This is a genomic window from Corynebacterium sp. p3-SID1761 (assembly GCF_055862885.1).
On the sequence record NZ_JBSQBJ010000012.1, the window covers coordinates 1 to 22,709 of the forward strand.

The 22,709-nt window shown below is 58.8% G+C and carries 23 protein-coding genes; 12 read left to right on the forward strand and 11 right to left on the reverse strand.

Features of this window, described 5'->3' with window-relative positions; genetic code table 11:
* Positions 1-141: 141 nt before the first annotated feature.
* Positions 142-1,653, forward strand: a complete 1,512-nt coding sequence (locus ACWXWJ_RS07025; RefSeq protein WP_473963966.1) for an MFS transporter — start codon at positions 142-144, stop codon at positions 1,651-1,653.
* Positions 1,654-1,668: 15 nt separating this feature from the next.
* Here ACWXWJ_RS07025 and ACWXWJ_RS07030 read toward each other — a convergent pair whose 3' ends face one another.
* The gene (locus ACWXWJ_RS07030) at positions 1,669-2,685 is read right to left on the reverse strand and encodes a pseudouridine synthase (protein ID WP_473963967.1); all 1,017 of its coding nucleotides are present in this window, start codon (positions 2,683-2,685) and stop codon (positions 1,669-1,671) included.
* A gap of 21 nt (positions 2,686-2,706) precedes the next feature.
* Here ACWXWJ_RS07030 and ACWXWJ_RS07035 point away from each other — a divergent pair, with 21 nt between their 5' ends.
* The 3 genes from ACWXWJ_RS07035 (at position 2,707) to ACWXWJ_RS07045 (ending at position 4,903) form a co-directional block, all read left to right on the forward strand.
* On the forward strand, positions 2,707-2,862 hold the full coding sequence (locus ACWXWJ_RS07035; protein ID WP_448306787.1) for a hypothetical protein: 156 nt from the start codon (positions 2,707-2,709) through the stop codon (positions 2,860-2,862).
* A 219-nt stretch (positions 2,863-3,081) separates the two neighbouring features.
* Positions 3,082-3,993, forward strand: coding sequence for a universal stress protein (locus ACWXWJ_RS07040; protein ID WP_293790382.1), 912 nt, complete (start codon positions 3,082-3,084; stop codon positions 3,991-3,993).
* A 145-nt stretch (positions 3,994-4,138) separates the two neighbouring features.
* Positions 4,139-4,903: a TetR/AcrR family transcriptional regulator gene (locus tag ACWXWJ_RS07045; RefSeq protein WP_473963968.1), complete on the forward strand. Its 765-nt coding sequence runs from the start codon at positions 4,139-4,141 to the stop codon at positions 4,901-4,903.
* Here ACWXWJ_RS07045 and yidC read toward each other — a convergent pair.
* Positions 4,900-5,880, reverse strand: a complete 981-nt coding sequence (gene yidC / locus ACWXWJ_RS07050) for a membrane protein insertase YidC (protein WP_473963969.1) — start codon at positions 5,878-5,880, stop codon at positions 4,900-4,902. The genes ACWXWJ_RS07045 and yidC overlap by 4 nt on opposite strands.
* 138 nt (positions 5,881-6,018) lie before the next feature.
* Between yidC and ACWXWJ_RS07055 the strand changes: the two genes are divergently transcribed.
* Positions 6,019-6,816: a class E sortase gene (locus ACWXWJ_RS07055; RefSeq protein WP_473963970.1), complete on the forward strand. Its 798-nt coding sequence runs from the start codon at positions 6,019-6,021 to the stop codon at positions 6,814-6,816.
* Positions 6,817-7,002: a hypothetical protein gene (locus ACWXWJ_RS07060; RefSeq protein ID WP_293790394.1), complete on the forward strand. Its 186-nt coding sequence runs from the start codon at positions 6,817-6,819 to the stop codon at positions 7,000-7,002.
* Positions 7,003-7,040: 38 nt separating this feature from the next.
* Here ACWXWJ_RS07060 and ACWXWJ_RS07065 read toward each other — a convergent pair whose 3' ends face one another.
* The 4 genes from ACWXWJ_RS07065 to ACWXWJ_RS07080 form a co-directional block, all read right to left on the reverse strand.
* The gene (locus ACWXWJ_RS07065) at positions 7,041-7,637 is read right to left on the reverse strand and encodes a DUF2020 domain-containing protein (protein ID WP_473963971.1); all 597 of its coding nucleotides are present in this window, start codon (positions 7,635-7,637) and stop codon (positions 7,041-7,043) included.
* Positions 7,638-7,677: 40 nt separating this feature from the next.
* Positions 7,678-8,025 (reverse strand): histone-like nucleoid-structuring protein Lsr2, encoded by a 348-nt coding sequence (locus tag ACWXWJ_RS07070; protein ID WP_473963972.1) that lies wholly within the window; start codon positions 8,023-8,025, stop codon positions 7,678-7,680.
* Positions 8,026-8,238: 213 nt separating this feature from the next.
* Positions 8,239-10,011 carry an alkaline phosphatase D family protein gene (locus ACWXWJ_RS07075; RefSeq protein WP_473963973.1) on the reverse strand — a complete coding sequence of 591 codons (1,773 nt, stop codon included), beginning with the start codon at positions 10,009-10,011 and terminating at the stop codon, positions 8,239-8,241.
* A gap of 58 nt (positions 10,012-10,069) precedes the next feature.
* The gene (locus ACWXWJ_RS07080; RefSeq protein WP_448306799.1) at positions 10,070-10,696 is read right to left on the reverse strand and encodes a DUF6474 family protein; all 627 of its coding nucleotides are present in this window, start codon (positions 10,694-10,696) and stop codon (positions 10,070-10,072) included.
* Positions 10,697-10,838: 142 nt separating this feature from the next.
* Here ACWXWJ_RS07080 and ACWXWJ_RS07085 point away from each other — a divergent pair, with 142 nt between their 5' ends.
* Both ACWXWJ_RS07085 and msrA read left to right on the forward strand, forming a co-directional pair.
* Positions 10,839-12,518: a TM0106 family RecB-like putative nuclease gene (locus ACWXWJ_RS07085; protein WP_473963974.1), complete on the forward strand. Its 1,680-nt coding sequence runs from the start codon at positions 10,839-10,841 to the stop codon at positions 12,516-12,518.
* A gap of 32 nt (positions 12,519-12,550) precedes the next feature.
* Entirely contained in the window at positions 12,551-13,273 is a 723-nt protein-coding gene (msrA, locus tag ACWXWJ_RS07090) for a peptide-methionine (S)-S-oxide reductase MsrA (protein ID WP_473963975.1), read from the forward strand.
* A 24-nt stretch (positions 13,274-13,297) separates the two neighbouring features.
* Here msrA and ACWXWJ_RS07095 read toward each other — a convergent pair whose 3' ends face one another.
* Both ACWXWJ_RS07095 and ACWXWJ_RS07100 read right to left on the reverse strand, forming a co-directional pair.
* On the reverse strand, positions 13,298-13,939 hold the full coding sequence (locus tag ACWXWJ_RS07095; RefSeq protein ID WP_473963976.1) for an LppP/LprE family lipoprotein: 642 nt from the start codon (positions 13,937-13,939) through the stop codon (positions 13,298-13,300).
* A 275-nt stretch (positions 13,940-14,214) separates the two neighbouring features.
* Complete coding sequence (locus ACWXWJ_RS07100; protein WP_293790415.1) at positions 14,215-14,817, reverse strand: superoxide dismutase; 603 nt, start codon at positions 14,815-14,817, stop codon at positions 14,215-14,217.
* Positions 14,818-15,065: 248 nt separating this feature from the next.
* On the opposite strand from ACWXWJ_RS07100, the gene ACWXWJ_RS07105 reads away from it, so the two are divergent.
* The 3 genes from ACWXWJ_RS07105 to ACWXWJ_RS07115 all read left to right on the forward strand — a co-directional run bounded on the left by ACWXWJ_RS07105 (position 15,066) and on the right by ACWXWJ_RS07115 (position 18,069).
* A complete protein-coding gene (locus ACWXWJ_RS07105; protein ID WP_473963977.1) occupies positions 15,066-16,070 on the forward strand; it encodes an L-lactate dehydrogenase in 1,005 nt (334 codons plus the stop codon).
* A gap of 146 nt (positions 16,071-16,216) precedes the next feature.
* Positions 16,217-17,128 (forward strand): glycerophosphodiester phosphodiesterase, encoded by a 912-nt coding sequence (locus ACWXWJ_RS07110; protein ID WP_448306809.1) that lies wholly within the window; start codon positions 16,217-16,219, stop codon positions 17,126-17,128.
* Positions 17,129-17,196: 68 nt separating this feature from the next.
* Positions 17,197-18,069, forward strand: coding sequence for a DUF5926 family protein (locus ACWXWJ_RS07115; RefSeq protein WP_473964008.1), 873 nt, complete (start codon positions 17,197-17,199; stop codon positions 18,067-18,069).
* Between the two features lie 18 nt (positions 18,070-18,087).
* On the opposite strand, the gene ACWXWJ_RS07120 is transcribed toward ACWXWJ_RS07115, so the two are convergent.
* The 3 genes from ACWXWJ_RS07120 to ACWXWJ_RS07130 are packed head-to-tail and all read right to left on the reverse strand — an operon-like array spanning position 18,088 to position 21,615.
* Complete coding sequence (locus ACWXWJ_RS07120; protein WP_473963978.1) at positions 18,088-19,449, reverse strand: LCP family protein; 1,362 nt, start codon at positions 19,447-19,449, stop codon at positions 18,088-18,090.
* 38 nt (positions 19,450-19,487) lie between these two features.
* Complete coding sequence (locus ACWXWJ_RS07125) at positions 19,488-20,225, reverse strand: CPBP family intramembrane glutamic endopeptidase (protein WP_473963979.1); 738 nt, start codon at positions 20,223-20,225, stop codon at positions 19,488-19,490.
* Entirely contained in the window at positions 20,215-21,615 is a 1,401-nt protein-coding gene (locus ACWXWJ_RS07130; RefSeq protein WP_473963980.1) for an amidase family protein, read from the reverse strand. The genes ACWXWJ_RS07125 and ACWXWJ_RS07130 overlap by 11 nt, the downstream gene beginning before the upstream one ends.
* Before the next feature lie 96 nt (positions 21,616-21,711).
* Between ACWXWJ_RS07130 and pheA the strand changes: the two genes are divergently transcribed.
* Positions 21,712-22,707, forward strand: coding sequence for a prephenate dehydratase (pheA, locus tag ACWXWJ_RS07135; protein ID WP_473963981.1), 996 nt, complete (start codon positions 21,712-21,714; stop codon positions 22,705-22,707).
* Positions 22,708-22,709: the final 2 nt, after the last annotated feature.

Genomic DNA, 22,709 nt, shown 5'->3' on the forward strand with positions numbered 1-22,709 from the left:
TGCGCTGATGGTACTGCACCTGGGAGGGTGTGGGAGAGTAAGTCACCGCCGGCATCAAAACTTAATTTAAGGGAGTGTGTGCGTTAATTCGCACACACTCCCTTTTTTTATGCCCAAATTCGGATTGGTAGAGTTTTAACTATGACTGATAAGCCAGCTACAAATTCACCACTCCAACGCTGGCTACTCCTCGCTGTAGTTTGCGTAGGCATCACCATAATTACGCTCGACAATACGATCCTCTATACGGTGCTTCCCAGTCTGGTTGAGGACCTTGGCGCAACCAGTACCCAACAACTGTGGATTGTCAACGCCTACCCTGTCGTCATCGCTGGCCTTTTGCTCGGTACCGGGACTCTCGGAGACAAGATCGGTCACCGTCGAATGTTCATTACCGGACTGATTATCTTCGGTGTGGCATCCTTCTTGGCTGCCTTTTCCTATAGTGCCGCCGTCCTTATTCTCGGCCGCGCACTGTTGGCAGTGGGTGCGGCAATTATGATGCCCTCGACTCTGTCACTCATTCGATTGACTTTTACCAATCCCCGAGAGCTTAATCTTGCAATCGGAATCTGGGCGAGCCTTTCCACCATCTCTGCGGCTCTTGGCCCCATCGTCGGCGGCTTGCTCCTCGAAGCATTCTGGTGGGGATCGTGCTTCCTCGTCAACGTTCCGCTTGTTTTTGCTGCCCTGGTGGCTCTGCCTTTTGTGTCTATATCCGAGAATCCAAATCCCAATAAACACTGGGATCTGGTCTCTTCTATATATGCAATGGTTACCCTCGTCAGTGCCGTTCTCGTCATTAAAGAGAGCACTCACGTACCACAGAACTGGCCAGTCATTGGGGTTGCTGTCGTACTGTTCTTCGCCGGCGGATGGGCCTTCGCGCGGCGTCAAGAAATAATTGCACAACCCCTAATTACCCTCGACATTTTCCGTTACCCAGCTTTCCGCTCCGGGGCTCTTGGCGCAGCCTTGTCGATGTTCGCGCTTGCGGGGTTGCAATATATCACCACTCAGAAGCTGCAGCTCGCCGATGGCCTTAGCCCGTTGCGTTCGGGCGTGTACGTGACCTTTGCTGCATTGGGTGCATTGGTGACGTCGATCTACGCAGGAGCGCGCTTAGCCAGTCTCGGCATTAGACGGCTGATAGCCGGGGGAATGGGGGTCGCCACGCTCGGGGGCGTAGTTCTGTGCCTCTACGGTCTTGTGGGATCGACGCCCCTTCTTCTCAGCGGCCAATTCATCATGGGCGTGGGGCTCGGCGCTGTGATGTCGGTAGCCTCCATTGCGATGGTCTCAGGTGTGCCGAGCCACCGAGCGGGAATGGCCTCAGCAGTAGAGGAAGTCAGCTATGAGTTCGGTTCACTAACCTCAATTGCGGTGCTAGGAAGCCTCGTGACATTTTTCTATTCACTGCTGATTAACATTCCCACAGACGCTCCTGCGGAGGCACAGGAGAGCCTGCACTCGGCGGTGCACCTGACACACGCTGCAGAGGCAAGCTGGGCAGACCCCCTCCTCGCTGCAGCCGATACGGCCTACTCACAGGCCTATGCTCTCATCTCTGCATTAGTCGTCATCGTGCTGGCAGCAGGTTCCCTCTATACGGCTCGTATTCTGCGGGGCGTAACAGTGAAGCTGGAAGACTGACGCGGGCCCCCGCCTCTAAAAGCGGCTAATAAATGTCCGCGGTTCACCGGTCAGTGGATCGGGGAAGTGCAGCTCCTTTGCAATAAGACCCATGGGGGTAGCAAAGTCCTCGTCTTCCACGTAAACCGGCCGGGGAGTTGGGGCGTCCATACTAAAGAGAGCATCATCCGAAAGATCGCTATACAAAGGGTCGTTGATGATCGGCAGGCCCAGCGAACGTAGCACGACTCGCAACTGGTGCGTTTTTCCGGTACGTGGCTCCAGGCGCCAGACCAAGACTTCGCGACCATCGCGCTGCTCCGTACGCAGACCAGTAACAAGCGTGACGGCATTCGGAGGTCCCGCGGTCAAGATTGTGCTGAGATGCCCGCGTGTTTTGGACATGCTGTGCTCCAGCTGCCACGGATGCTCTGGTGTCGGAAGATCCCACGAGCGCCAGGCAGCCAGTGGGGCAATAGGGTCGAAGGGGGTCTCCTCGGGGAGAGGAGTAAGTGCCTCGTAGACCTTGTGGGGGATACGGAGCTCGAACATCGTCTGATAGGCACCCCGGATCTCCGGACGGGCGGTCATTAGCAGCACCCCACGGGTCAAGCGGTCGAGGCGATGGGAGGGGGAAAGCTCCGGAATGCCGAGCTGTACCCGTGCCTTTACCAAAGCAGTTTCCGTAATGTGCTGACCGCGCGGGAGAGTGGCGAGAAATGGTGGCTTATCAACGACGACGATATCCGCATCCTGGTGAAGCACCGCGATCTCACCCGGCACGGGGCGTTCGGGTGCGGGGCGACGATAGAAATTGATAAAACTACCGGGGCGCAGAATATCGTCGGGCGCGAGTGGCTCACCGGAGTCGAGGCGTACTTCGCCGGCGGCGAAGCGTTCTAAAACGGCGCTAAAATTATCATCTTTTGCTCGGTGGCGTTGGGCGGAAATGAGGTGCCACAAAAAATCTTTTGCCACCCACGGCGTGTCGGTAGCTGGGGGAACAAGAATCCGCGTAGGATTAAGTCCCTTTTTTACTGGTAACGGTCCCATCAATCCGATATGCTACCCGGCATGGATATTGCTGCAATTACCGGTTCCCTGACCAACCTGTTCAAGAGCGAGCTTGGCGGTGTTCTGCTGAACATCTTCCGCACCCTCCTCGAGTTCTTCTCTCCCTCCAACGCACCCGCTGCTGACGACGTTCCGCTGCCCAACACTCGGGGCTAGTTTTCCTTAAAGGAAAAGATTTGCGCCTATCGCGCAACTGCCACGACTACCACACGACGACTACACGACTACTTAAATTTCCACTCACAAGGTGTCCACATTGTCCCGAGAATAGGGGCAAATGGGCGCCTTTTCTGCATTCATTAGGGCTTTTGAGGATAATGGAAAGTGTTAGAGGATCAATCGAAAAATCCCCCTGCAAGGAAGGATCGTTTCCCAATGGCTACCACGAGCGATAAGGAAATCATCGTCGCAGTTGATGGCTCTGACGCCAGCAACGAGGCCGTTCGCTGGGCTGCAAACGCTGCCCTGAAGCGCAAGCAGCCGCTGAAGCTGGTGAGCGCCTATACCATGCCTCAGTTCATGTACGCCGACGGAATGGTTCCGCCGCAGGAGCTGTACGACGAGCTCGAGAGCGAAGCTGGCGACAAGATTGAAAACGCCCGCAAGATCGTCACCGACTTTAGCTCCGACATTGAGGTCAGCTACCTGGTTAAGGAAGGCGCCCCGATCGATACCCTGCTGGATCTATCCGAGACCGCAGAAATGATCGTTATGGGATCGCGTGGCCTGGGCGGCCTGTCTGGCCTGGTTATGGGTTCTGTCTCCAGCGCCGTAGTTTCTCACGCTGATTGTCCTGTAGTGGTTGTGCGCAAGGACAACGACGTCACCGCTGACAATAAATACGGCCCGGTTGTGGTCGGCGTGGATGGCTCCGAGATTTCCCGCCAAGCTCTGAAGATCGCCTTCCGTGAGGCCGAGGCTCGTGGCGCCCTGCTGCGCGCAATCCACTCCTGGACGGATAACCAGATCCACACTTCCTATGTAGGCCTGGTGGACGCCCAGAACCAGATGGATCGGATGATCGTCGAGCGCCAGGACATGATGGAAGACGAGCTGAAGGATCTCATCAAGGAGTACCCGAGCGTACAGGTCGAGGAGATCGTTGAGCGCGAACGTCCAGTACAGTCCCTGACCGAGGCAGCGAAGGATGCTCAGCTGTTGATTGTCGGTTCTCACGGACGCGGCGGCTTCAAGGGAATGCTGCTGGGATCAACCTCCCGCACCCTGCTGCAGTATGCACCGTGCCCAATGATGGTTGTCCGTCCGAAGGACAAGAAGCACAAGTAGAAAATTGCCGGCAATTGCTGGCTATATAATTCAGATCCTGTAGAGTCCAATGGGCTTTGCAGGATTTTGTAAACTTGGGGCTGGTACGAGCGCCCCAAAGCTTTCAAATAGATCTTTACGATCTTTACGATAAGGAGTTAGGTAGATGGCAACCGCAGAGGAAAATTCCCGCACGGCGGGCTCCGCAACCTCTACTGACTCCTCCGCCGCTGCACACGACGGGGCGTCAACAAAAAAGGCGACTACCAAAACCGCGGCAAAGAAGTCTGCGGCGAAGAAAACAACTAAGAAGGCCACGAAACAAGCGACGCGATCGAGTCGCCGCAATCGTCCCGGACCACGCCAACGTCTGTTGGCCAGCGCCACGAACCTGTTTACGACGCAGGGAATCCGTGTGATCGGTATTGATCGCATCCTGCGCGATGCAGACGTGGCAAAGGCCAGCCTTTACTCGCTGTTCGGTTCCAAGGACAACCTGGTGGTGGCATACCTACAGGAACTGGATCAAAAATGGCGAGCTGACTGGCACGAACTGGCGGATCCACGGGAGAGCCCGGAGGATCGCATCATCGCCTTTTTCGATCTGTGCATACAGCAGGAGCCTGACAACAATTTCCGTGGTTCCCACTTTCAAAACGCCGCCAGCGAATACCCACGCCCCCAGACTGACTCGGAACAACGTATCCGCGACGCTGCGATGGAATACCGTCGCTGGTGCCGTGACACGATGGCCGAGCTACTCACCGAACGCTTCGGCTATGCTTCACAAACACTCGCTGACCAGCTCATGGTCTTCATGGACGGTGGCCTGAGCGGCGCCAAAATGTCCCGCAATACTGTGCCTCTGGAGACCGCGCGGGGGCTGGCGAAGCAACTGCTATTGACGGTGCCAATGAGCTATAACATCTAGTTATTCTGATCTTCCGCAGCAGGCTTTTCCTGCTCTGCGATCGCGGTGGGCTGCCCATTCTTCTTGGACTTGCGCGCCAGCTTCTTTTCCTTCTTCCGCTCGACGTGTTTCTCCTTCATAGCATTGCGGTGCTCAAGGAACTCTTCGGAGTAGGGGATCTTGCGGTCTAGAATCCGCTGGATGGATATCGTCTGCGCGGTGGTCCATAGGTTGTTACCCACCCAGTAGACCATCAGCGCCACCGGGCCAACCGCACCCAGGGCAATGGTGAACGGGGCGATAAGCACGATGGGGCCGATGAGCCACATGAGCTTGAGAAGCCACCGAGCCATTGCGGAATTGTGATCCACCGTGAGGTAATTGCGGTACATCGAGTACGCCCAGTTGGAGGTTGTAAAGACTGCAGCCACGATGGCCATGGGGAATACGACCCAAAAGACTTGATCCATAGTGGTATGAATCTCCGCGAACTGCGACTCCGACATCTGCACATAGGCAGCGAGTGGTACGTCGAAAAGCTTCGCAGAGAGCAACGATTGAACCTCTTCGGCATTCAGCGGGCCGAAGCCATTGACCGACGCATTAACCTCCGGATCCGGACTGGTGACGTGGATAAGCATGCGGTACAGACCCAACAGCACGGGGAGCTGCACAAGCATAGGAACACAACCATCCGAAAAACGGTATTCGTGCTCTTTTTGCAGTTCGCGCCGCTTCTTGGCCAGTTCCTTGCGAGCCTCCGGCGTATTGTCGCTGTATTCCTGCTCTAAGCGATAAACCTTAGGACGAATGTTCACCAGAATGCGGCTGGAATAAGCCTGCCGATAAACAAAAGGCAAAAGCAGACCGCGTACGGTGACGATCATGAGAACAAGTGCCAGCAACCAAGATTGAGCCGCATCCCAACCGAAAATATCGGCGAATAGGTAATGCCATGCCTTGAGGAATAGGGCAACGGGATACTCGACTATCTTCATGCAGGCGAGCTTACCCGCCACCTCAGGTAGTTGCGGGATAGGCTGTGTCGTGGGAGTGGTGGGGGAGAAGCGTGGGAGAAACGAAAGAGCCTGTAGCTAACACCGGAAATAATGCCTTAACGTAGTACCATGTGACGCATGGGAAAGCACCGGCGCCAGGCAAAAACACGACTCGACCCGATTAGTGTTTTTGGCGAAATCCTTATTACGTTCGGTGTAGTTGCCCTACTTTTTGGTTTCTGGGACGTCTTTTGGACGGATATCCAATCCGGTCGCGAGCAGGCAGCCGTTGCCCACCAGTTAGATGAGCAGTGGGACGAGAAGAACCCCCGCCCATTAACTGAGCCGGCGGAAGGCACCGCGTTCGCGCGCCTGTTTATCCCTTCTTTCGGTTCGGATTTCAATTTCTCCGTGGTCAAGGGGGTCGCCGATGGAGACCTGTCCAAGGGACCCGGGCACTATCAGGACAGTCAGGCGCCCGGTCAGCCTGGAAACTTCGCCATGGCCGGTCACCGAGTGGGCCGTGGCTCCCCCTTCAATGACCTCGGCCTGCTAACGACCTGCGATTCCGTTGTGGTGGAAACTGCAGGAAGTTGGAATATTTATCGCGTGCTGCCCATCGATGCGGCTCCTGGTAATCGCAAGTCGGAGGCTGAGAAGTGTATGTCCCCCGAGTTGGCGCAGAAAGTGTCTAGCGGTGAATATGCGGGCGTTAATGGCCGCTATATCACCACCCCGAACGACATTAACGTCATTAATCCTATTCCCGGCCAGTCGCGTATTGAGGTGCATCCGGACGATGCTGCACTGCTGACGATGACTACTTGCCACCCGCAGTTTTCCAATAAGGAGCGCATGATCGTCCACGCGGCTCTCGTTCGTTCCGAGTCCAAGAAGGATGGGAAGATGCCCAAAGAATTGACGGAGGGAGCCTAAATGTACGCAATGCTATGGCGGAACCTGCCGGGGCCGTGGTGGGTCAAACTATTCATCGTTTTGGCGCTATTAGTGGGGATCTTTTTCCTATTGATGGAAGTCGTATTCCCCTGGATCGGCCCAATGATGCCCTGGACTGACGTGGGAGTCGCCGAGGGACTGCTACGAATCGCCAGCGATACTTAGAACCTGACTAGAACAAGACCTAGAGCGATCTAGCGAACCTAGAGCTTAAGGTTCTTGATCGTCTCTTCGGCGATCTTCTGAGCCTTCACGGACTGTTCCTGAGCCGTGGTCACCACGACCGCCGTTTCGTCCTTCCACACTGCGTACACCGCGCCGGACTTGCCGTCACCACCGCGACGCCCGCCGCTCCACCCCTTTGGCTCGAGGGCCTTCAGCGTGGAATCGATCGGTGCAGCGTGATCCACCACGGCTATGGCATCCGAATTAGTGCGCATGTGCCTGACCATTACCGTGGCCTGTGGGTAATCTTCGTAGGACCAGAACACGCAGGCAGGCGGGTCGAAGCGTTCGTCGGTACCCGTGCCGGTCAAGCGCTGCCCGTTGGTGTTCTGCAACCACTCGCCGTTCAGGTAGGGGCACACCTCTTGGCCGCCTTGGCCCACATGCTCTGGTGCTGCCTCGATAGGAAGATCTGTTCCTTTTACCGGATCGACGGTGCGCTCCGTTGAAGATTCGGATGTTGGGGAATCGTCTCCCGATTCGCCCCCGCAGGCACTTACGTTAAAGGCTAGTGCGACCCCTGCTACGAGCGCGAGAGATGCCTTTTTTGCTTTATGACGCCCCAACTTCGACAAACCTCGAATCTCCTGTTTAAGCGGGATTTATCGTCGCTTTTTACTTGCCCTGCGCCTTTTCGAACTTCTCGATGACATCGGCGGAAATGCGGCCTCGCTCGGAGACTTCCACGTTATTCTCTCGTGCCCATTCGCGGATCATACGGTTGCGCTCTGGATTGGCGCTTCGGTTTGCCGTGCGACGGCCAGCGGCGCCGCCACGGGTCTTGCGGCGTGCAACCTGGACAAAGGGAGCCAAAGCCTTGTCAAAAGCATCACGGTTCTTAGCGGACAAATCAAGGGTGTAATCGATGCCATTGAGGCTGAAGTCAACAACGTTGACTTCGTCCTCGGAAAGTGGCGTGTCGTCTAGATCATCGAAGAACTGGGTAATTTCGCGGCGAGCCATCTGTATATTCCTTCCAGTTAAAGGGTTTGTGGCCTAGGCCAATGTTTTTCAGTAACAAGTGTAGCGCTAGATCAACAAATTTCAATGGAATGAAAATGAATTAGTATTTTAATGATAAAAATGCTGGAAATGAGGCGTCGTAAAGAAAGAGATAAATAGAAAAATACCCCCAGGGGTGAACCTGAGGGTATTTAAGAGGCAGCCTAACTCGGATTAGCGAGCGGAGTGCTGAGCCGGGTCAATGCGTACATTGGACGTGTGGATGCCCTCGCCCCACTTGGTGCTTGCAGCCTTGGCGAAGTGCAGCGGCTGATTCGGCTTGAGCTTGCCGTCTGGTCCGAGAGCCAACCAGTTAGCATCCACTGCGTCCTTCGTCACGCGCACGACCGTGTAGCCGTGGGAGTCGAAGTCCAGGTACTTCACGTGGCGGTTCATGTTTGTAAACGCGTACTCCACGGTGTGGGACAGAGCGTTATCCTCCGGCAGCTTTAGGATGTCGTCGATGTTGGACGAGGTGACGGAGGTGCAGACGATTTCGACGCCGGCGGTGCCGCCGTTCGGGTACGTGCCCGGGACAGCCGGAATATCGTTAGCCCACGAAGAGTGAATATCGCCCGTGAGCCACACGGTGTTGCGGATCTTGTTGTCCATCAAGTACTTGATCACGCGGCGACGTTCTGCGGCGTAGCCATCCCACTGGTCAAAGTTGTATGGCATGCCCTCCTCCGGCAGCCCCAGCAGCTGCGTGACAGCCTTGGTGGCCTGCGGATCCAGCGGCGGGATCAGCACCGGGCTGAACATTACGGAGTTGCCGATGAAGTTCCAGCGGGCCGTGGAGGTGGACAGCTTCTTGGTCAGCCATCCGAACTGTTCAGAGCCAAGCATACTGCGGGAGGCGTCGTCGGTTTTGCGAGCGGAAGTGAAGCTGGGCTTTTCGTTGCGGTAGGTGCGCAGGTCCAGCATATTCAGCTCAACCAGGTTGCCGAAGGACAGATTCCGGTAGATGTGGCCCTTTTCAGACAGCGGGGTGGCGCGAATCGGCAACCACTCGAGGTATGCCTGCATCGCGTTGTTGCGGCGGGCGTGGAAGTCGCGCTCCTTGTTGGGCTGGTGATTCTCCGCACCGTGCGCCCAGTTGTCGTTTGCGACCTCGTGGTCATCCCAGGTGACGATCCACGGGCAAACAGCGTGCGCAGCCTGCAGGTCAGCGTCGGTGTGGTGCAGCGCGTAGCGCTGGCGGTAATCAGCCAGGGAGACGATCTCGTTAGCCGGCTCGTGCAGGCGAACCGAACCGGTCTTTCCCGTGTACTCACCGCGTGGGTACTCGTAGATGTAGTCGCCGACGTGCAGGGCGTAATCGATATCGCCACGCTTAGCCATGTCGCGGTATGCGCTGAAGTAGCCAGCCTCCCAGTTGGAGCAGCTGAACAGGGCGAAGCGAAGTTCGGAGATGTCCGCGCCCCGAGCCGGTGCGGTGCGGGTTTGGCCAACCGGGGAGGTCTGACCCTTGCGCGGGCCATCGGTGGTGGTGAAGCGGTAGAAGTAGCCGGTGTAAGGCTTCAGGCCGCGTGCCTCGACCTTCACCGTCATGTCGCGCGAGGGTTCTGCCTTCGCGGTGCCAGAGGTAACGATCTGGGTGAACTTGCTATCGGTGGCAAGTTCCCACTTCACGGTGGTGGCGTTGCCCTTCTCCAGGCCCGGGTAGTCGTTCTCATTAGAGGTCACGCGGGTCCACAGCAGCACACTGTCGGGATAAGGGTCGCCGGATGCAACGCCATGTTGGAAGGCCGCCTTGCCCATCTTCATATTGATCGGCTTGTCCGCTGGCTTCGACGAACCGAGCGGAGCGGCGGAAGCAGTGGAATTAGCAGCGACGGTGCCGATGCCAACTGCGGCTGCACCGGCGGCGCCAGTCTGGAGAACCTGACGGCGAGTAAATTGCCCGGACGGAGCCGGAGTGGAATGTTCCTGAGGGTTGTTCGTCATAACCCTTATGAAACCACGCTCAGTTGAGTTTTGCTGGACAAGGGTCCAAAGCTGGATTCTACTTTTTCTTGGCCTTGAGCTGTGCCTCTACCAAGTCCAGCTCATTGGAGACGGAGCGCAGCACGCGCTTACCCGGACCCGTGTCCATGGACTTCGAGTTCTCGATAGCCTTATCCAGGTCGTCAAGACGATCGGAGATGTCCTTTGCAAAGCCACCAGGAACACTCTTGTCCAAGGACTGGCGGATCTTCTTGATGCGTGCCTGCTGCATTCCACCGTCACCAGGGAATTGTGCGTTGGCCTTGGGGGTCAGGCCCATGCGACGGGCGGCAGCGTCGTTCGAGGCCTCCTGCAGCATGGTCACGCTGCGGTAGAACAGCGGGATCGCAAAAGGTGCGGCAACGCGGGCGGCGCCGACGACCCGGAGCACCCTCTTGGAATTAAAACGACCGGCCTTGATTTGCTCCAGAGAGGCCTTCGCCATCTTCTCGTTGTGCTTGCGCTGCGCCTTGAGCTCCTTGGCATCCATCTTGCGCACCTGTTTGGCCGTCTTACGCAGGTAGGCTTCCTTGCGCTTTTCTAGCTTAGAGTCGGCCTTTACCTGTGCCTTGGCGCGAACCTTCGCAGCCTTTTGGATGGCCTTCTTTTCCTGACGGCGCTTGCGCATACCGCTGAGCAGTCCCATGTCACTCCGATGCGAATTGATCTGTCTTACTGTTCAACCAGATTACTTAACAAACATCTTTACTGTACGCGCTTCACTGTACTTCGACACCCTGGGGAGGCGCGCAACCCAACCGGCCGACGCGCTAGGCTTAGAAACTATTGTGAGCCTGCTTGAAGAACTTCCGCCGCTCAGCCCCCGTGACCTAGTGGGCTGCCGCCACCGTGCGGCACTTCGGCGTCACAAAGATCCGCAGGCACAACAAAAACAGCAGACACAACAGGCTGCTCCGCGTCTCCACATTCCGCAAGACCTCGAGGCTTACACCGAGGCGATCCAGCACAAGGTCAATGCGACGATTCGCCGGGAGATGGTTTTCCAATGCCTTCCCAATGTGCCGCGCATAGGCGACAAGGTATTCCCCAGCCGGGTGAATATCGACCCGGCTGATCCCGAAACAGCCGTTGAACAAACTCTGGAAGCGATGGCTGCCGGGGTGCGTTTGATTACGCGACCCGTTGTGGCCGAAGAACCTTTTCGTGTGGAGCTGGACCTCCTGGTCCGCGCCGACCTCGGCAAGGGGGTCGACGAGTTTATGCAGTACACGCCCGTCGCCATATCTTCGCATTCCGTGGCGCGCCGCGCGAAGTCCACGCAGCTTGCGGACTGTCGGGTAACGGACATCGGCGCATTGGGGTTAGCAGTGCCCGTCCCGATCAATTTTCGCCACCGCGCCGCTGCCGGAGATGCTCAAAAGGTCGCCATGGCTCACGTTGTGCTCCAGCAGTGGGGCTTTGCAGCCGACACCGTGGCGCTGATCGGCCGCGCCGGGCCCGGTAGGCCGCGCTGTTTCTTTTTTGACGCCCCCTCTGTCCTCCCCGGATTGCAGGCTGCGTTGGAAGAACCGATTCCGAGCGGTCCGCGGCGGATTAAGGAGTGCCAGACTTGCGAGTTTCACAACCACTGCCGAGCTCAGCTTCTGCAGGAACTAGAAATCAGTCTGTTGTTGCCGGGGGATAAAGCCCGCAGCTGGCGAGAGAAGGGGATTGAAACCCTTCCGCAGCTGGCGGCCTCGGGCAATGGGGAACATCCGCAGTTAGCACAGGCATGGATGGACGGGCAGGCTGCACTTCGCCGTCCACAGGAACGCTGGTTCGAACAACCGGAACTGTGGGGTGGAGCAAAGCGAAACACTGACGGTGGCCTGCGGGACTGGGTGGAGATCGACGTGGATATGGAGGCCCACCCGAACCGTGGCACATTCCTCTGGGGAACCTTCGACGGTTCGCGCTATATCGGTTTCGGAGACTTTAGCCGCGAGGGAGACGAAGGCCAGCACGTTGCGGAGTTTTGGCATTGGATGCAAGCACGCAAAGACCACGCGGTGGCCGCTGGCAAAAACTTCCAAGTTTGGGTGTACGCAGCCCAGGGGGAAAACTATTGGCTACGCCACGCAGCCGAGCGCTATGGTGGGCGCCGCTACAAGATCGATGGGATGAACCAGCAGGTAACAATGCCAACGCTGGAGCAAGTCAATGCCTTCATTGCCTCAGAACACTGGTGCGATTGCTTCAGCTTAGTGAAGAAAGCACTGGCGCCCACGGATTCTCTGGGATTAAAGACGGTGGCCCCGTTGGCAGGCTTTGAATTCAGTCAGGCCGGCATTAACGGAAAGGCTGCGGTGGAGCTTTTTGAGCAGGCCATCGGCGGATCTCGCGGCACTGCGCAAGCCGCCCGGCGTAAGCTGGAGCGCTACAACGCCGATGACTGCGTAGCTACCTCGACAGTTCGCGCGTGGCTGCGAAGGGGCGCGCCGGGGCTACAGGAACTGCGGCGTCAATAGAGTAAGAAGCGCAAGAGGGAGAGTATCCGAGCATGACCAACTTCTTTGACCGCATCATGGCGCTCAACGCCCAAGGGCCGTATCGGGCCGAGCGGGTCGGCCCGGAGGACGCACTAAAGGGCGGTCGGACTCCTGTGTTGGCGGATCCGCAGCCGAATGTGGTGCTGGGAACCCCGCTAAGTGGGTTAGAGGATGCCTACTGGGCGGAGAACCTGCAAAAACCAGCGCAGATCGTCTGCGGATTGGGCTGCTTCTGGGGAGTGGAGCGCATGTACTGGGGAGTGGACGGAGTGTGGGGAACTTCCGTGGGCTACGCGGGTGGCTACACTCCTAACCCGACCTATCGCGAGGTGTGTACGGGGCGAACGGGACATGCGGAAGCGGTGCGCATCGTGTTCGACGAAGCAGTAGTGAGCGTGGAGCAGCTGTTGCAGATCGCCTTCGAGAATCACGACCCAACCCAGGGGGATCGCCAGGGCAATGACGTGGGGACGCAATATCGCTCTTGCGTGTACGCCCAGGATGCTGAGCAGTTAGCTCGGGTGCAACGAGCCGTCGATGGTTGGCAGCAGCGCTTTACCGATGCGGGTTTCGGGGAGATCACTACCGAAATCGCTGAGCTGGCTAATGCGGGTGACGGTAATTACTACCTCGCCGAAGATGAGCATCAGCAGTACCTACACAAGCACCCCGACGGGTATTGCAACCACGGCTCTAATGGCGTGAGCTGCCCCGTCGGGGTGTTGGGTGACTAGCTGTGACTAGCTAGCGTTTGTACCTTAGTGGCCTCCGATTTCCTTGGGGAGGTTCTGGTTCGGGATGCGGCCTTCGGGCACGACCTTGCTGCCATCCCAGCGGAAGGTGACATCAGAGAAGTACTTGCCGGCCATGACATTGGCCTCGCCCGATTCGCGCAATGCCTCCCAGTCGCGCATACGCACCTTGACGGAGTTGGGGGTGGTGCGGAGGATCTCAGTTTGCTGAATCGTGTCGGACGCAATGCCGATGTACTTGCCCTTGTGGAAGAGCATCAGCTGCGTGGCGAATTGAGCATTACCCTGCCTTGCCTGAGTGATCAGCGCGTAGCTGAGATCGGAGCACGGGTTGTAGTTGGTCTGATTCGTCAGCTTCCAACCGTAAGGGTTATGAGGGAGCTTGCTGATGTTTTCAGTGATCTCCGGAGCGTTCGAATCTATCGGGCAATCCTGAGCTCCGTGGGTGCCATTGCCTGTGCGGGGGCTGGAGGCTGCGGCGTTGTACGTCTTGGCATTGGCGGATGCGGTGGGAGCCGCTGCGTCCTCGGGTGCCTTCTCATCACCGCAGGCAGCAGTGCCCAGCAGCAGACCGGACATGGCGATTGCGGTGCCGATCAGACGTGTACGACGGGTGCGAAAAGTGTTGTGGGTGGTCGGAGTCTTCATCGTTCTCTCCAATCTTGGAAGTGTGCGAGTGACTGTCTGCATAGGCCAGGCATGAAAACCGACCCATGCTGTGGATGCTTCCTCAGCTGGGTGAGCGAGAATGTGGGAGTCGAGTGAGTTGAAACCCCGCCCACCTTGATGGCTGGGGACGCAAAAGGCCCCATATCGATTGCCAGAATTTTTCTCCGGCGGATATAGGGCCTGCCTTATTCAGTTGGGAAATTATGAAGTTATGTATGTAGTTCTAGCGCTATGGAGTTGTAGAGTGCTTCGGGCTACTTCTTGGCAGCCTCGTAGCGCTTGGCAACCTCATCCCAGTTGAAGACGTTCCAGACAGCCTTGACGTAATCTGCCTTAACGTTCTTGTACTGCAGGTAGAAAGCGTGCTCCCACATATCCAGCAGCAGCAGCGGGGTCAGGTTGATGGACAGGTTACCATGCTGATCGGTCATCTGCTCAACAACCAGGTTGCCAGCGATGTGGTCGTAACCCAGAACCGCCCAACCGGAGCCCTGCAGACCCAGAGCAGCGCCGGAGAAGTGATCCTTGAAGGCCTCGAAAGAGCCAAAGTCACGGTTAATGGCCTCGGCCAGCTCACCAGTTGGCTCGCCGCCGCCATTCGGGGACAGGTTCTTCCAGAACAGGGAGTGGTTGGTGTGGCCACCCAGGTTGAAGGCCAGATCCTTGGACAGTGCGGTAACTACGCCAGCGATGGAGCCATCCTTACGGGCGGCCTCCAGCTTTTCCAGAGCAGCATTAGCGCCATTGACGTAGTTCTGGTGGTGCTTGGTGTGGTGCAGCTCCATAATCTCGCCAGAGATGTGGGGCTCCAGAGCGTCGTAAGCGTAATCCAGCTCGGGCAGTTCGTACTTAGCCATGGTTTCTCTTGATCCTTTCACACGTTGGAAGTGCCTGTGACAACAAGTGTGACGGCAAAAAACTGTTCCTGCAAGGTTTTTTCTCATGAACTTCTTAATTATTGACGCCGTATTCCAAAAGTTCAATATTCAGAAACCTTTGAGGTGAGGTTGGTTGGACGTGTCGCTATGCTGGCCGGTGGCGTCAGAAAAAACGGCAGCTACCAACTAGCAACCAGCAGCACCTAGCAAGGAAGAAGGCCAAGACGTTGACGGCATCTACTGGGCAAGAACAACCGCTTAACCGCAACAACACCGCAGCACCAACCCCCGGCTCCAAGATCGTCCTGATCGGCGCGGGTGACGTTGGTATCGCTTATGCATACACCCTGGTCAATCAGGGGCTCACCGATCACCTCGCCATCATCGACCTGGACGAGCGCAAGACCTGGGGTCACGTACAGGATCTGAACCACGCAGTGCCGTGGTCCCATCACAACACCCGCGTGACTGTCGGCACCTACGAAGACTGCCGCGATGCCGCAATGGTCTGCATCTGCGCGGGTGCGGCACAGAAGCCGGGGGAGACCCGACTCGACCTCGTTGCCAAGAACACCTCCATTTTCCGCAAGATCGTCGGCGATGTGATGGAGCATGGCTTTGACGGAATTTTCCTGGTTGCCAGCAATCCAGTGGACATCCTGAGCTACGCAACGTGGAAGTTTTCCGGACTGGATTCCAGCCGCGTGATCGGCTCCGGCACGATCCTGGATACCGCCCGTTTCCGTTATGGACTGGGGCAGTACTTCGGCCTTGCGCCGACCTCGGTGCACGCCTACGTGATCGGCGAGCACGGCGATACCGAATTGCCAGTTTTGTCGGCAGGTTCTGTGGCGGGCACCTCGATTCACCACCGACTCGAAAAGATGGGCGAATCCGCAGGCGAGGATGTAGACGAGATTTTCGTCAAGACCCGCGACGCGGCCTACGAGATTATCCAGGCCAAGGGCTCCACCAGCTTCGGCATCGGTATGGGGCTGGCACGCATCACCCAGGCGGTCTTCAGCAACCAGGACGTTGTACTGCCGATTTCCACGTTGCTGGAAGGGGAGTACGGATTCGAGGATATTTACATCGGCACTCCCGCCGTGATCAACCGCCAGGGCGTGCGCCACGCGGTCGAGCTGCAGCTAAACGACGAGGAGAAAGAAAAGTTCGACCACTCTGCAACCGTGCTGCGCAAGGTTATGGAGGAAACTGGACTCCTCGAGTAAGCCAGCTAACTCAGCTCTTGAATGCAGCGGGGCCGTAAATGGCACTGAGTAGGACGGGGCTGCGTAAGTAAACAACAGATGAAACTTGCGTTCGCCCCGCCGTTAGCGGATGCCGGTTGCCCTCCGGCGCACTAAGAATGGAGGGTATGAAAATTGTCGCCCACCGCGGAGCCTCCAAGGAACGCCCAGAACACACTCTGGCAGCCTACGAACTGGCCGAGCAGAGGGGCGCCGATGGCTTCGAGTGCGACATCCGTCTAACACGCGACGGGGAACTCGTGTGCCTGCACGACCGCACCATCGACCGCGTGGCGGTGGAAAAACCAACGAAGTCAAGTGGCGTAGTCAGCGAGATGACGCTGGCAGAGCTGCGGGAACTCAACGTCGGTACACCCGAGGAGCCAGCGCAGGTGCTGACTCTTCGCGAGCTTCTGACATTCTTCAACGATGTCAACTCTTCACGCACTGCTGCCGGGCAGGAGCATAGCCAGAGGGTTGGCGATGCGGACGCGGAGGACGGGGCGTCGTTAAAGAAAGAGCTATTCATCGAGACCAAGCACCCGAACCGTTATGGCCCCAAGGTCGAACACGCCCTGCACTACGAGCTGCAGCGGGCACGCCTGGCGGATAGTGCGCACGTGCACCTGATCAGCTTCAGCCCCCAGTCGCTGGTGCGCTTTAAGATGATTAACCCAGCTATCCACCGCATTTTGCTGCGACGTGAGTATCAACGCATGCTGAATCCGGGGCTTCAGGCACTGCATGTTGTCGACGCCCACGGTCTGTCCGTCGCACGGGGACGGATTCGTCCGGACATTATCGGTCGCTTTGGCGATGGCACGTATGTCTGGACCGCGGATAAGGAAGACGAGGTGCGCTGGGCCGCGCGACAGGGCGTGACGTGGCTGGCGACGAATTACCCAGGGCGGGCACGGATGTGGCGCGACGACGAGCTGGGGTGGGGCAGCACAGCGGGCACAGTGAACACAGCGGGCAAAGTGCGCACAGTGAGCAGAGCCGACGTAGTAGAAGAAACAGGCGCTGCTGCTATTTCTTAAGCGCAGCCCAGGTACAATAAATCACCGTGGCTAAGAAGAAAAAGAACCAAGAGAACCTGCCCGAGGGCATGAGCCGCCGTCAGGCTAAGCTCGCTGCCCGCGCCGCCGAGCGTGCGAAGCTGCAGAAGGATCCCCGCCCCTTCGATGGTTTTGCCATGGAGGCCGATCTTATCGCCTTGCAGGAATTCGTCCCCTCGGCGCACTTCGTTGCCGATGTGAAGGACGCGGAGCACAAGATCTCCATCGTTACTGTCCTGCCGGGTGCTGTCGCTGCCCTGCGCCGTTCTGAGGAAGACGGCGGGGAGGCCTTCGTTGCGCTGCAGACCCAGCGCCGGGGCGATAACCCGAACCGCGACCTGGCATATGCCCTGAACTGGGTGAAGCAGGCCGAGCCGGGACAGTCCCTGGAGGTTGGCGTGTCCGACGGCACCGAGCCCGCCCTCGAGGACATCCTGAACAAGGACACCGAGGCGGACATCACCGTTGCGCAGGACTTCGGTTGGTGGCTGACCGAGGAGAACCGCAACAACCCGCAGATCGCTGCCACCCTGCAGCGTGCCAACGATTCCGTGCTACCTTCCGAGCGGATCGACGCGAACATCAAGGGCGCGGCATGGTGGATTGACCCCTCTGACAAGGCACACATCCGCTGGGTGCGCCAGGAGGGCGAAGAGCAGCTGCTCAATGCACTGGCACGCCTGCACGCAGCTGGTGAGCTGCACCTGGGTGAGGGCTCCAAGCTCGCCGGTGTGTTCCGCACCCACGGCATCCTGGTTCCGGTGTGGGATCTGGATCGTACCCGCGAGGCAGCGTCCTGGAAGGAAGGCTTGGAGGCCCTGGATCCGAAGATCGAAGAAGCCCTGGCCAAGGACACTCCGCTGACCGCCGACGAGCAGAAGGCCAAGCAGACCATCCAGTCCCGCGAGGTCACCATCCGCTAAGAGCGGCTATCCGACTAACTATCGGAGCTGAGAAAACATTTCCTCTGCGCCGGCATCGTCCCACAATGCGACGTTGCCGGCGTACGTGTCTTCGTAGCCCGCGATCGGCACCGTCTCCTGCTTCGCACCGCCGGCCATAGCCATTCCCAGCGAAGCGAGGTGCCACACATGGTCACCCTCGTTGACCTTCATGTTCGAGCTCAAGGAATCGGCAACCTTTAGGTTCCTAAACGGGTTGAGCAGGGTGCCTGGCGACTTGATTTTCTGCGACAGCGCAGCCAAGAACTTGCGCTGGCGTTCCACACGATCCAGGTCGCCCTGCGCAGAGGTGTAGCGGGAACGTACATAACCCAGCGCCGTCGGCCCATCGAGCTCCTGGCATCCGGCCTGCAGTTTAATGCCTGCCATGGGGTCGTCCAACGGCTCATCCAGGCACATCTCCACGCCACCGACAGCGTCAACGACATTGGCGAAACCGCCAAACCCAACCTCTGCGTAGTGGTCGAGGTGGATACCCGTCGCCTGCTCTACGGTTTGCTGCAGAAGCGCCGAGCCACCGATGGAAAAGGCCTGGTTGAGCTTGTTCTTTCCGTTTCCGGGGATGTCCACCCAGCTGTCGCGCGGCAGCGAGAGCATAGTTGCTTGTCCGCCGAAGCGAGGAATGTGCACCACCATGATCGTGTCAGTGCGACCGACCGAATCGTTCAGCTCGCCGGCCATCAGGCGGTCGCCGTCTTCCTTGCTCAGCCCCGCGCGGGAGTCCGAACCCACCAGTAGCCAGTTCGTGCCGGAGGTGCCGCCCAGGCGGCCGTCATAATCCTGCAAGGCGTCAATTCGCTGCAACTTGGAATCCACCCACACAGCAGCGCCGATGCTCAGCGCGAGAACGATGGCCAGCAGCATTCCCACAATCTTGAAGAAGCCGAAACGCTTGCGCCTTTTGGGGCGCGGGGCGGTGCGGCCGCGGGGGCGTCGAGAAGGACGTGGGGTTTCGCGGGAGCCCGGACGCGCAGAGCGACCGGAGTAGTTACCGAACTGCGGGTCGCCGAAAGGCTGGCCCTGTCGGGGTTGCTGGGATGGACTGGGCTGGTAGTCCTGGGGGGCTCTGTAGCCCTGGTATTCCTGGCTGCTGTCGCGCGGAGGCAACGGTTCGGCACGGCGGTAGTGCGGCTTTTCGGGCTGTTCCGGGCTGCTCGGTTGTTCGCGGCGGGGAGGCTCGGTAGTGCTCGGAGGAATGACGCCCCTACGCACGGGTCTCCCATAGCGATCCAGAAGGGGCTTGCCGTGCCGGTCCCGGGCGATCTCCGTGCCGTTTGCACGGTTGTTAGCGCCAGAACCTTCGCCGGAGCGCCCGGAGCCGAAATTGTCGCGAGAATTCATGGGCACAATAATAACTGGTCAATCGGCGCCGGATTGAGTTAGAAGAATGTGGCATAGCCTACGAATGCGACGGTATCGATCAGCCCGTGGCCGATCACTAGCGGCCAAATGCGTCCCGTCTTCTTGAAGTACCAGAGGTACACCACGCCCATGATGATGTTGCCCACTCCGGCGGAATAGCCCTGGTAGAGGTGATAGCTTCCCCGCAGCAGCGCGGACGCGGCGAAGACCCATGGCCAACTGATGCGCAGCTGTCTCAGACGGGTGCTTAGCCAGGCTACGACCACCAGTTCCTCCGCGAAACCGTTTGCCCAAGAGTTCACCACTAGAAGCGGCAAACGCCACCATGTGTCGTCCAGACCACTGGGAACGACCTGCTTGGAGAGCCCAAGGTGCACGGCGGCGAAATAGAAGGCCAGGCCAGGAAGGCCAATGACCGCAGCCAGGCCCGCACCGTGGAGCCAATCGCCTGTTTTTAGACGCCAGGTGCGCACCAGTGCGGGAGTAGGCAGGTGCCGTATGAGCAGAAACATTGCCAGCCCGCCCCAGGCGAAGAGTGCCCCGCTGGAAAGCAGCTGCAGAATCGGATCCAACCACGGTAGTTCCGATTGTGTGCGGTTCAGGGTAGTCGACTGCTCGTTGAGCGCCTCCGGGCTGACCACCGCCTCGACAAGACGCGCGATAGCCCGCAGTCCGCTAGTGCCAAAGGTGACAACGAGTAAAAGCAGGATTTCCCAGCGCAGCGCGGTGCGATTGTCGCTTGTACTAGTGCTCATGACTGTGACCGTGGCTGTGGCTGTGACCGTGTTCGTGACTGTGGCGGTTGTCCGGCTTCGCGCGAAAATCCAATGCCTCGATATCGCCCGGAACCGCAACGCTGAGATTGTCGACGGGGAGCTGTGAGGTGGCGTCCATAATAAAGGCCGCCAGCGAGAGCAATGTCTCCGCGCTGACCCGATTGCCCACCGCGCCCAGCATGAGGGCGATGGGCCAACGACCAGGGACGCGCTCCGGGGAGACTAGCGGCACGGTGACGCTGGCCCAACCCGTGAGGTTCCACAAAGTGCCCCAGGGAGTCCAGGCGGTCTGCGCCCAAAAGTTATCGACTGGTGTGAACTGCGAAAATGCACCGGGTGTTGGTGGCGCGCACGCGAGGGTCGGGGTCGCGACGATATCGAACTCGGGCCATACCCGCTGTGGGTCGAGGCCGATAATCTGTTCTTCTAATTGTTGACGCCGCCATGCCGGTACCTGCCGACCCTCCTCGCGCAGCCACGCGGTGATCGGCGATAGTTTGCCGGGAAGATCCGCACAGCGGGAGGCGATGAGCTCGCGGAAAAGCTGGAAGGTAGCCGGCGGGTAGGGAGCGGGCGCCTGCGTGACGGATTCGACAAGCGGATGGGTGGTGGCTAGGGCAGTGGCTGCGGCGGTGGCTGCGGCAATGTCGGGGGAGACGCGACTGCGAGTGTGGAAAGGCTGGTTCGTGTAGCCGATACGCAGCGGCGAAGAACGGTACAGCGTGCTGTTGTCGGGCGCGGGGAGGCCATAGGCACGGGCGGTAGTCGGGAGATCCGCGGCGATAAAACCTTGAGCTACCGGCGAAAAAGTGCCGAATTGGTGATTGTGGGCGGGCTTGAGCGCCGCCAGGCCACAGCATGCCGCGGGGATGCGGATGGAGCCACCACCATCGGTGGCATGGGCGATGTTCACCAATCCACGGGCGACAGCCACCGCTGCGCCGCCGGAGGAGCCGCCGACCATCATGCCCGGATGCAGCGGATTTACCGGCTCGGGCATCCCAATCGGCTCGGTGTAAGCGGTGGTGCCAAACTCGGCAGAAGCAGAGGCGCCAACCAGCGTTGCCCCGGCAGCCAGTAGCCTGTGTGCGGTCGTATCGTGATAGTCCGCGACAAAGCTATGGTGCACCGACCCCATCGTCGTGACCTCACCCGCGACTTGCTGCAGATCCTTGATTAGTACTTCCTCGCCGCTTAGAGGAAGGCCGGGGTGGCCACGCAGAAAGTCATAGCCGTGCGGGTTGTCGTAGATACGGGTGACGCCCAGTTGGGCGTTGTTAAGACCCGTGTCGCGCCGGGCACGGGCGAGGCGGGTGGCAAAAGTGTTAGTGCCACCTTGCTCGCTGAGGATGTCGGAGGTGCAGTTCATTGATTCCCAAGGATATACCCCGCGGAAGAAGCGGCCAGGCGCAGGCGCGATTACACCCTCGCCGAGGCTGCGGGGGTCTCCATTAGACTGCGTTGCATGAGTGATTCTTCCGCACGCGTTGCCTTTTTAGGGCCTGAGGGCACCTTCACGGAGCAGGCACTGAAGCAGTTCAAAGAGCTCGGTGCGCTGCCGGAGGACGCCACTGAAATTCCGGTCGTCTCGCCACGGGCGGCGCTGGACATGGTGCGTGACGGAGAGGCCGATTTCGCGTGCGTGGCGTTGGAAAGCTCGGTTGACGGTCCGGTGTCGCAGACGGAAGACGCACTGACCTACGGCACGCCCCTGCAGATCTACCGCGAGGTTTTGGTTCCGGTCGTGTTTTCCATCCTGGTACAACCTGGTACTGAGCTGCGAGATATTAAGACTCTGACCACCCACCCCGTCGCCGAAGCACAGGTGCGCAATTGGGTAGCCGAGAATCTGCCGGACGTCGACTTTGTCCCCGCCGCCAGCAACGGAGCGGCTGCTGCTGCAGTCAAGGCCGGGCGGGCTGATGCCGCCGCCGCCCCGGCCCGTGCTGGCGAGATTCATGGTCTAGATGCACTGGCGGAGGGTGTGGCGGATGTCGCGGGTGCACAGACCCGATTCATTCTGGTCGGAAAACCCAGCAAACCTACCGCGCGCACGGGGAACGACCGTAGCGGCATGATCCTCTGGCTGCCGAATGTGCCTTCCAGCTTGTTAGATGCTATTGCGGAATTGTCCACCCGACAGGTGGATATGGCTCGCATCGGCTCGCGACCCCGCCGCACCGGGGCCAGGGGAGAAGGGGCGGCTAATGGAAACTATGTCTTCCATATCGGCGTCGTCGGCCATATCGAGGACGACGCAGTCGCCGAAGCTCTGGCTGGCCTGTACCGCCGCGCTGAGGAGGTGCGTTTCCTGGGCAGCTGGCCCTCAGCCGAGCCGTTGCCAGAGGCTGCAACGCATTCCAGCTATCCGCTGCGCCGTCATGCGGGCAGTGCCCCGCCGAACTACGCTGAATCCAGTAGGTGGATCGAGGAACTTAAACGCGGCGGAAAGGGCACCTAGCC

Excerpts from the sequence above, each read along its gene's own strand:
- ACWXWJ_RS07025 (WP_473963966.1), top strand. The coding sequence starts at position 142 with ATGACTGATAAGCCAGCTACAAATTCACCACTCCAACGCTGGCTACTC.
- ACWXWJ_RS07030 (WP_473963967.1), bottom strand. The coding sequence starts at position 2,685 with ATGGGACCGTTACCAGTAAAAAAGGGACTTAATCCTACGCGGATTCTT.
- ACWXWJ_RS07035 (WP_448306787.1), top strand. The coding sequence starts at position 2,707 with ATGGATATTGCTGCAATTACCGGTTCCCTGACCAACCTGTTCAAGAGC.
- ACWXWJ_RS07040 (WP_293790382.1), top strand. The coding sequence starts at position 3,082 with ATGGCTACCACGAGCGATAAGGAAATCATCGTCGCAGTTGATGGCTCT.
- ACWXWJ_RS07045 (WP_473963968.1), top strand. The coding sequence starts at position 4,139 with ATGGCAACCGCAGAGGAAAATTCCCGCACGGCGGGCTCCGCAACCTCT.
- yidC (WP_473963969.1), bottom strand. The coding sequence starts at position 5,880 with ATGAAGATAGTCGAGTATCCCGTTGCCCTATTCCTCAAGGCATGGCAT.
- ACWXWJ_RS07055 (WP_473963970.1), top strand. The coding sequence starts at position 6,019 with ATGGGAAAGCACCGGCGCCAGGCAAAAACACGACTCGACCCGATTAGT.
- ACWXWJ_RS07060 (WP_293790394.1), top strand. The coding sequence starts at position 6,817 with ATGTACGCAATGCTATGGCGGAACCTGCCGGGGCCGTGGTGGGTCAAA.
- ACWXWJ_RS07070 (WP_473963972.1), bottom strand. The coding sequence starts at position 8,025 with ATGGCTCGCCGCGAAATTACCCAGTTCTTCGATGATCTAGACGACACG.
- ACWXWJ_RS07075 (WP_473963973.1), bottom strand. The coding sequence starts at position 10,011 with ATGACGAACAACCCTCAGGAACATTCCACTCCGGCTCCGTCCGGGCAA.
- ACWXWJ_RS07080 (WP_448306799.1), bottom strand. The coding sequence starts at position 10,696 with ATGGGACTGCTCAGCGGTATGCGCAAGCGCCGTCAGGAAAAGAAGGCC.
- msrA (WP_473963975.1), top strand. The coding sequence starts at position 12,551 with ATGACCAACTTCTTTGACCGCATCATGGCGCTCAACGCCCAAGGGCCG.
- ACWXWJ_RS07095 (WP_473963976.1), bottom strand. The coding sequence starts at position 13,939 with ATGAAGACTCCGACCACCCACAACACTTTTCGCACCCGTCGTACACGT.
- ACWXWJ_RS07100 (WP_293790415.1), bottom strand. The coding sequence starts at position 14,817 with ATGGCTAAGTACGAACTGCCCGAGCTGGATTACGCTTACGACGCTCTG.
- ACWXWJ_RS07110 (WP_448306809.1), top strand. The coding sequence starts at position 16,217 with ATGAAAATTGTCGCCCACCGCGGAGCCTCCAAGGAACGCCCAGAACAC.
- ACWXWJ_RS07115 (WP_473964008.1), top strand. The coding sequence starts at position 17,197 with ATGAGCCGCCGTCAGGCTAAGCTCGCTGCCCGCGCCGCCGAGCGTGCG.
- ACWXWJ_RS07120 (WP_473963978.1), bottom strand. The coding sequence starts at position 19,449 with ATGAATTCTCGCGACAATTTCGGCTCCGGGCGCTCCGGCGAAGGTTCT.
- ACWXWJ_RS07125 (WP_473963979.1), bottom strand. The coding sequence starts at position 20,225 with ATGAGCACTAGTACAAGCGACAATCGCACCGCGCTGCGCTGGGAAATC.
- ACWXWJ_RS07130 (WP_473963980.1), bottom strand. The coding sequence starts at position 21,615 with ATGAACTGCACCTCCGACATCCTCAGCGAGCAAGGTGGCACTAACACT.
- pheA (WP_473963981.1), top strand. The coding sequence starts at position 21,712 with ATGAGTGATTCTTCCGCACGCGTTGCCTTTTTAGGGCCTGAGGGCACC.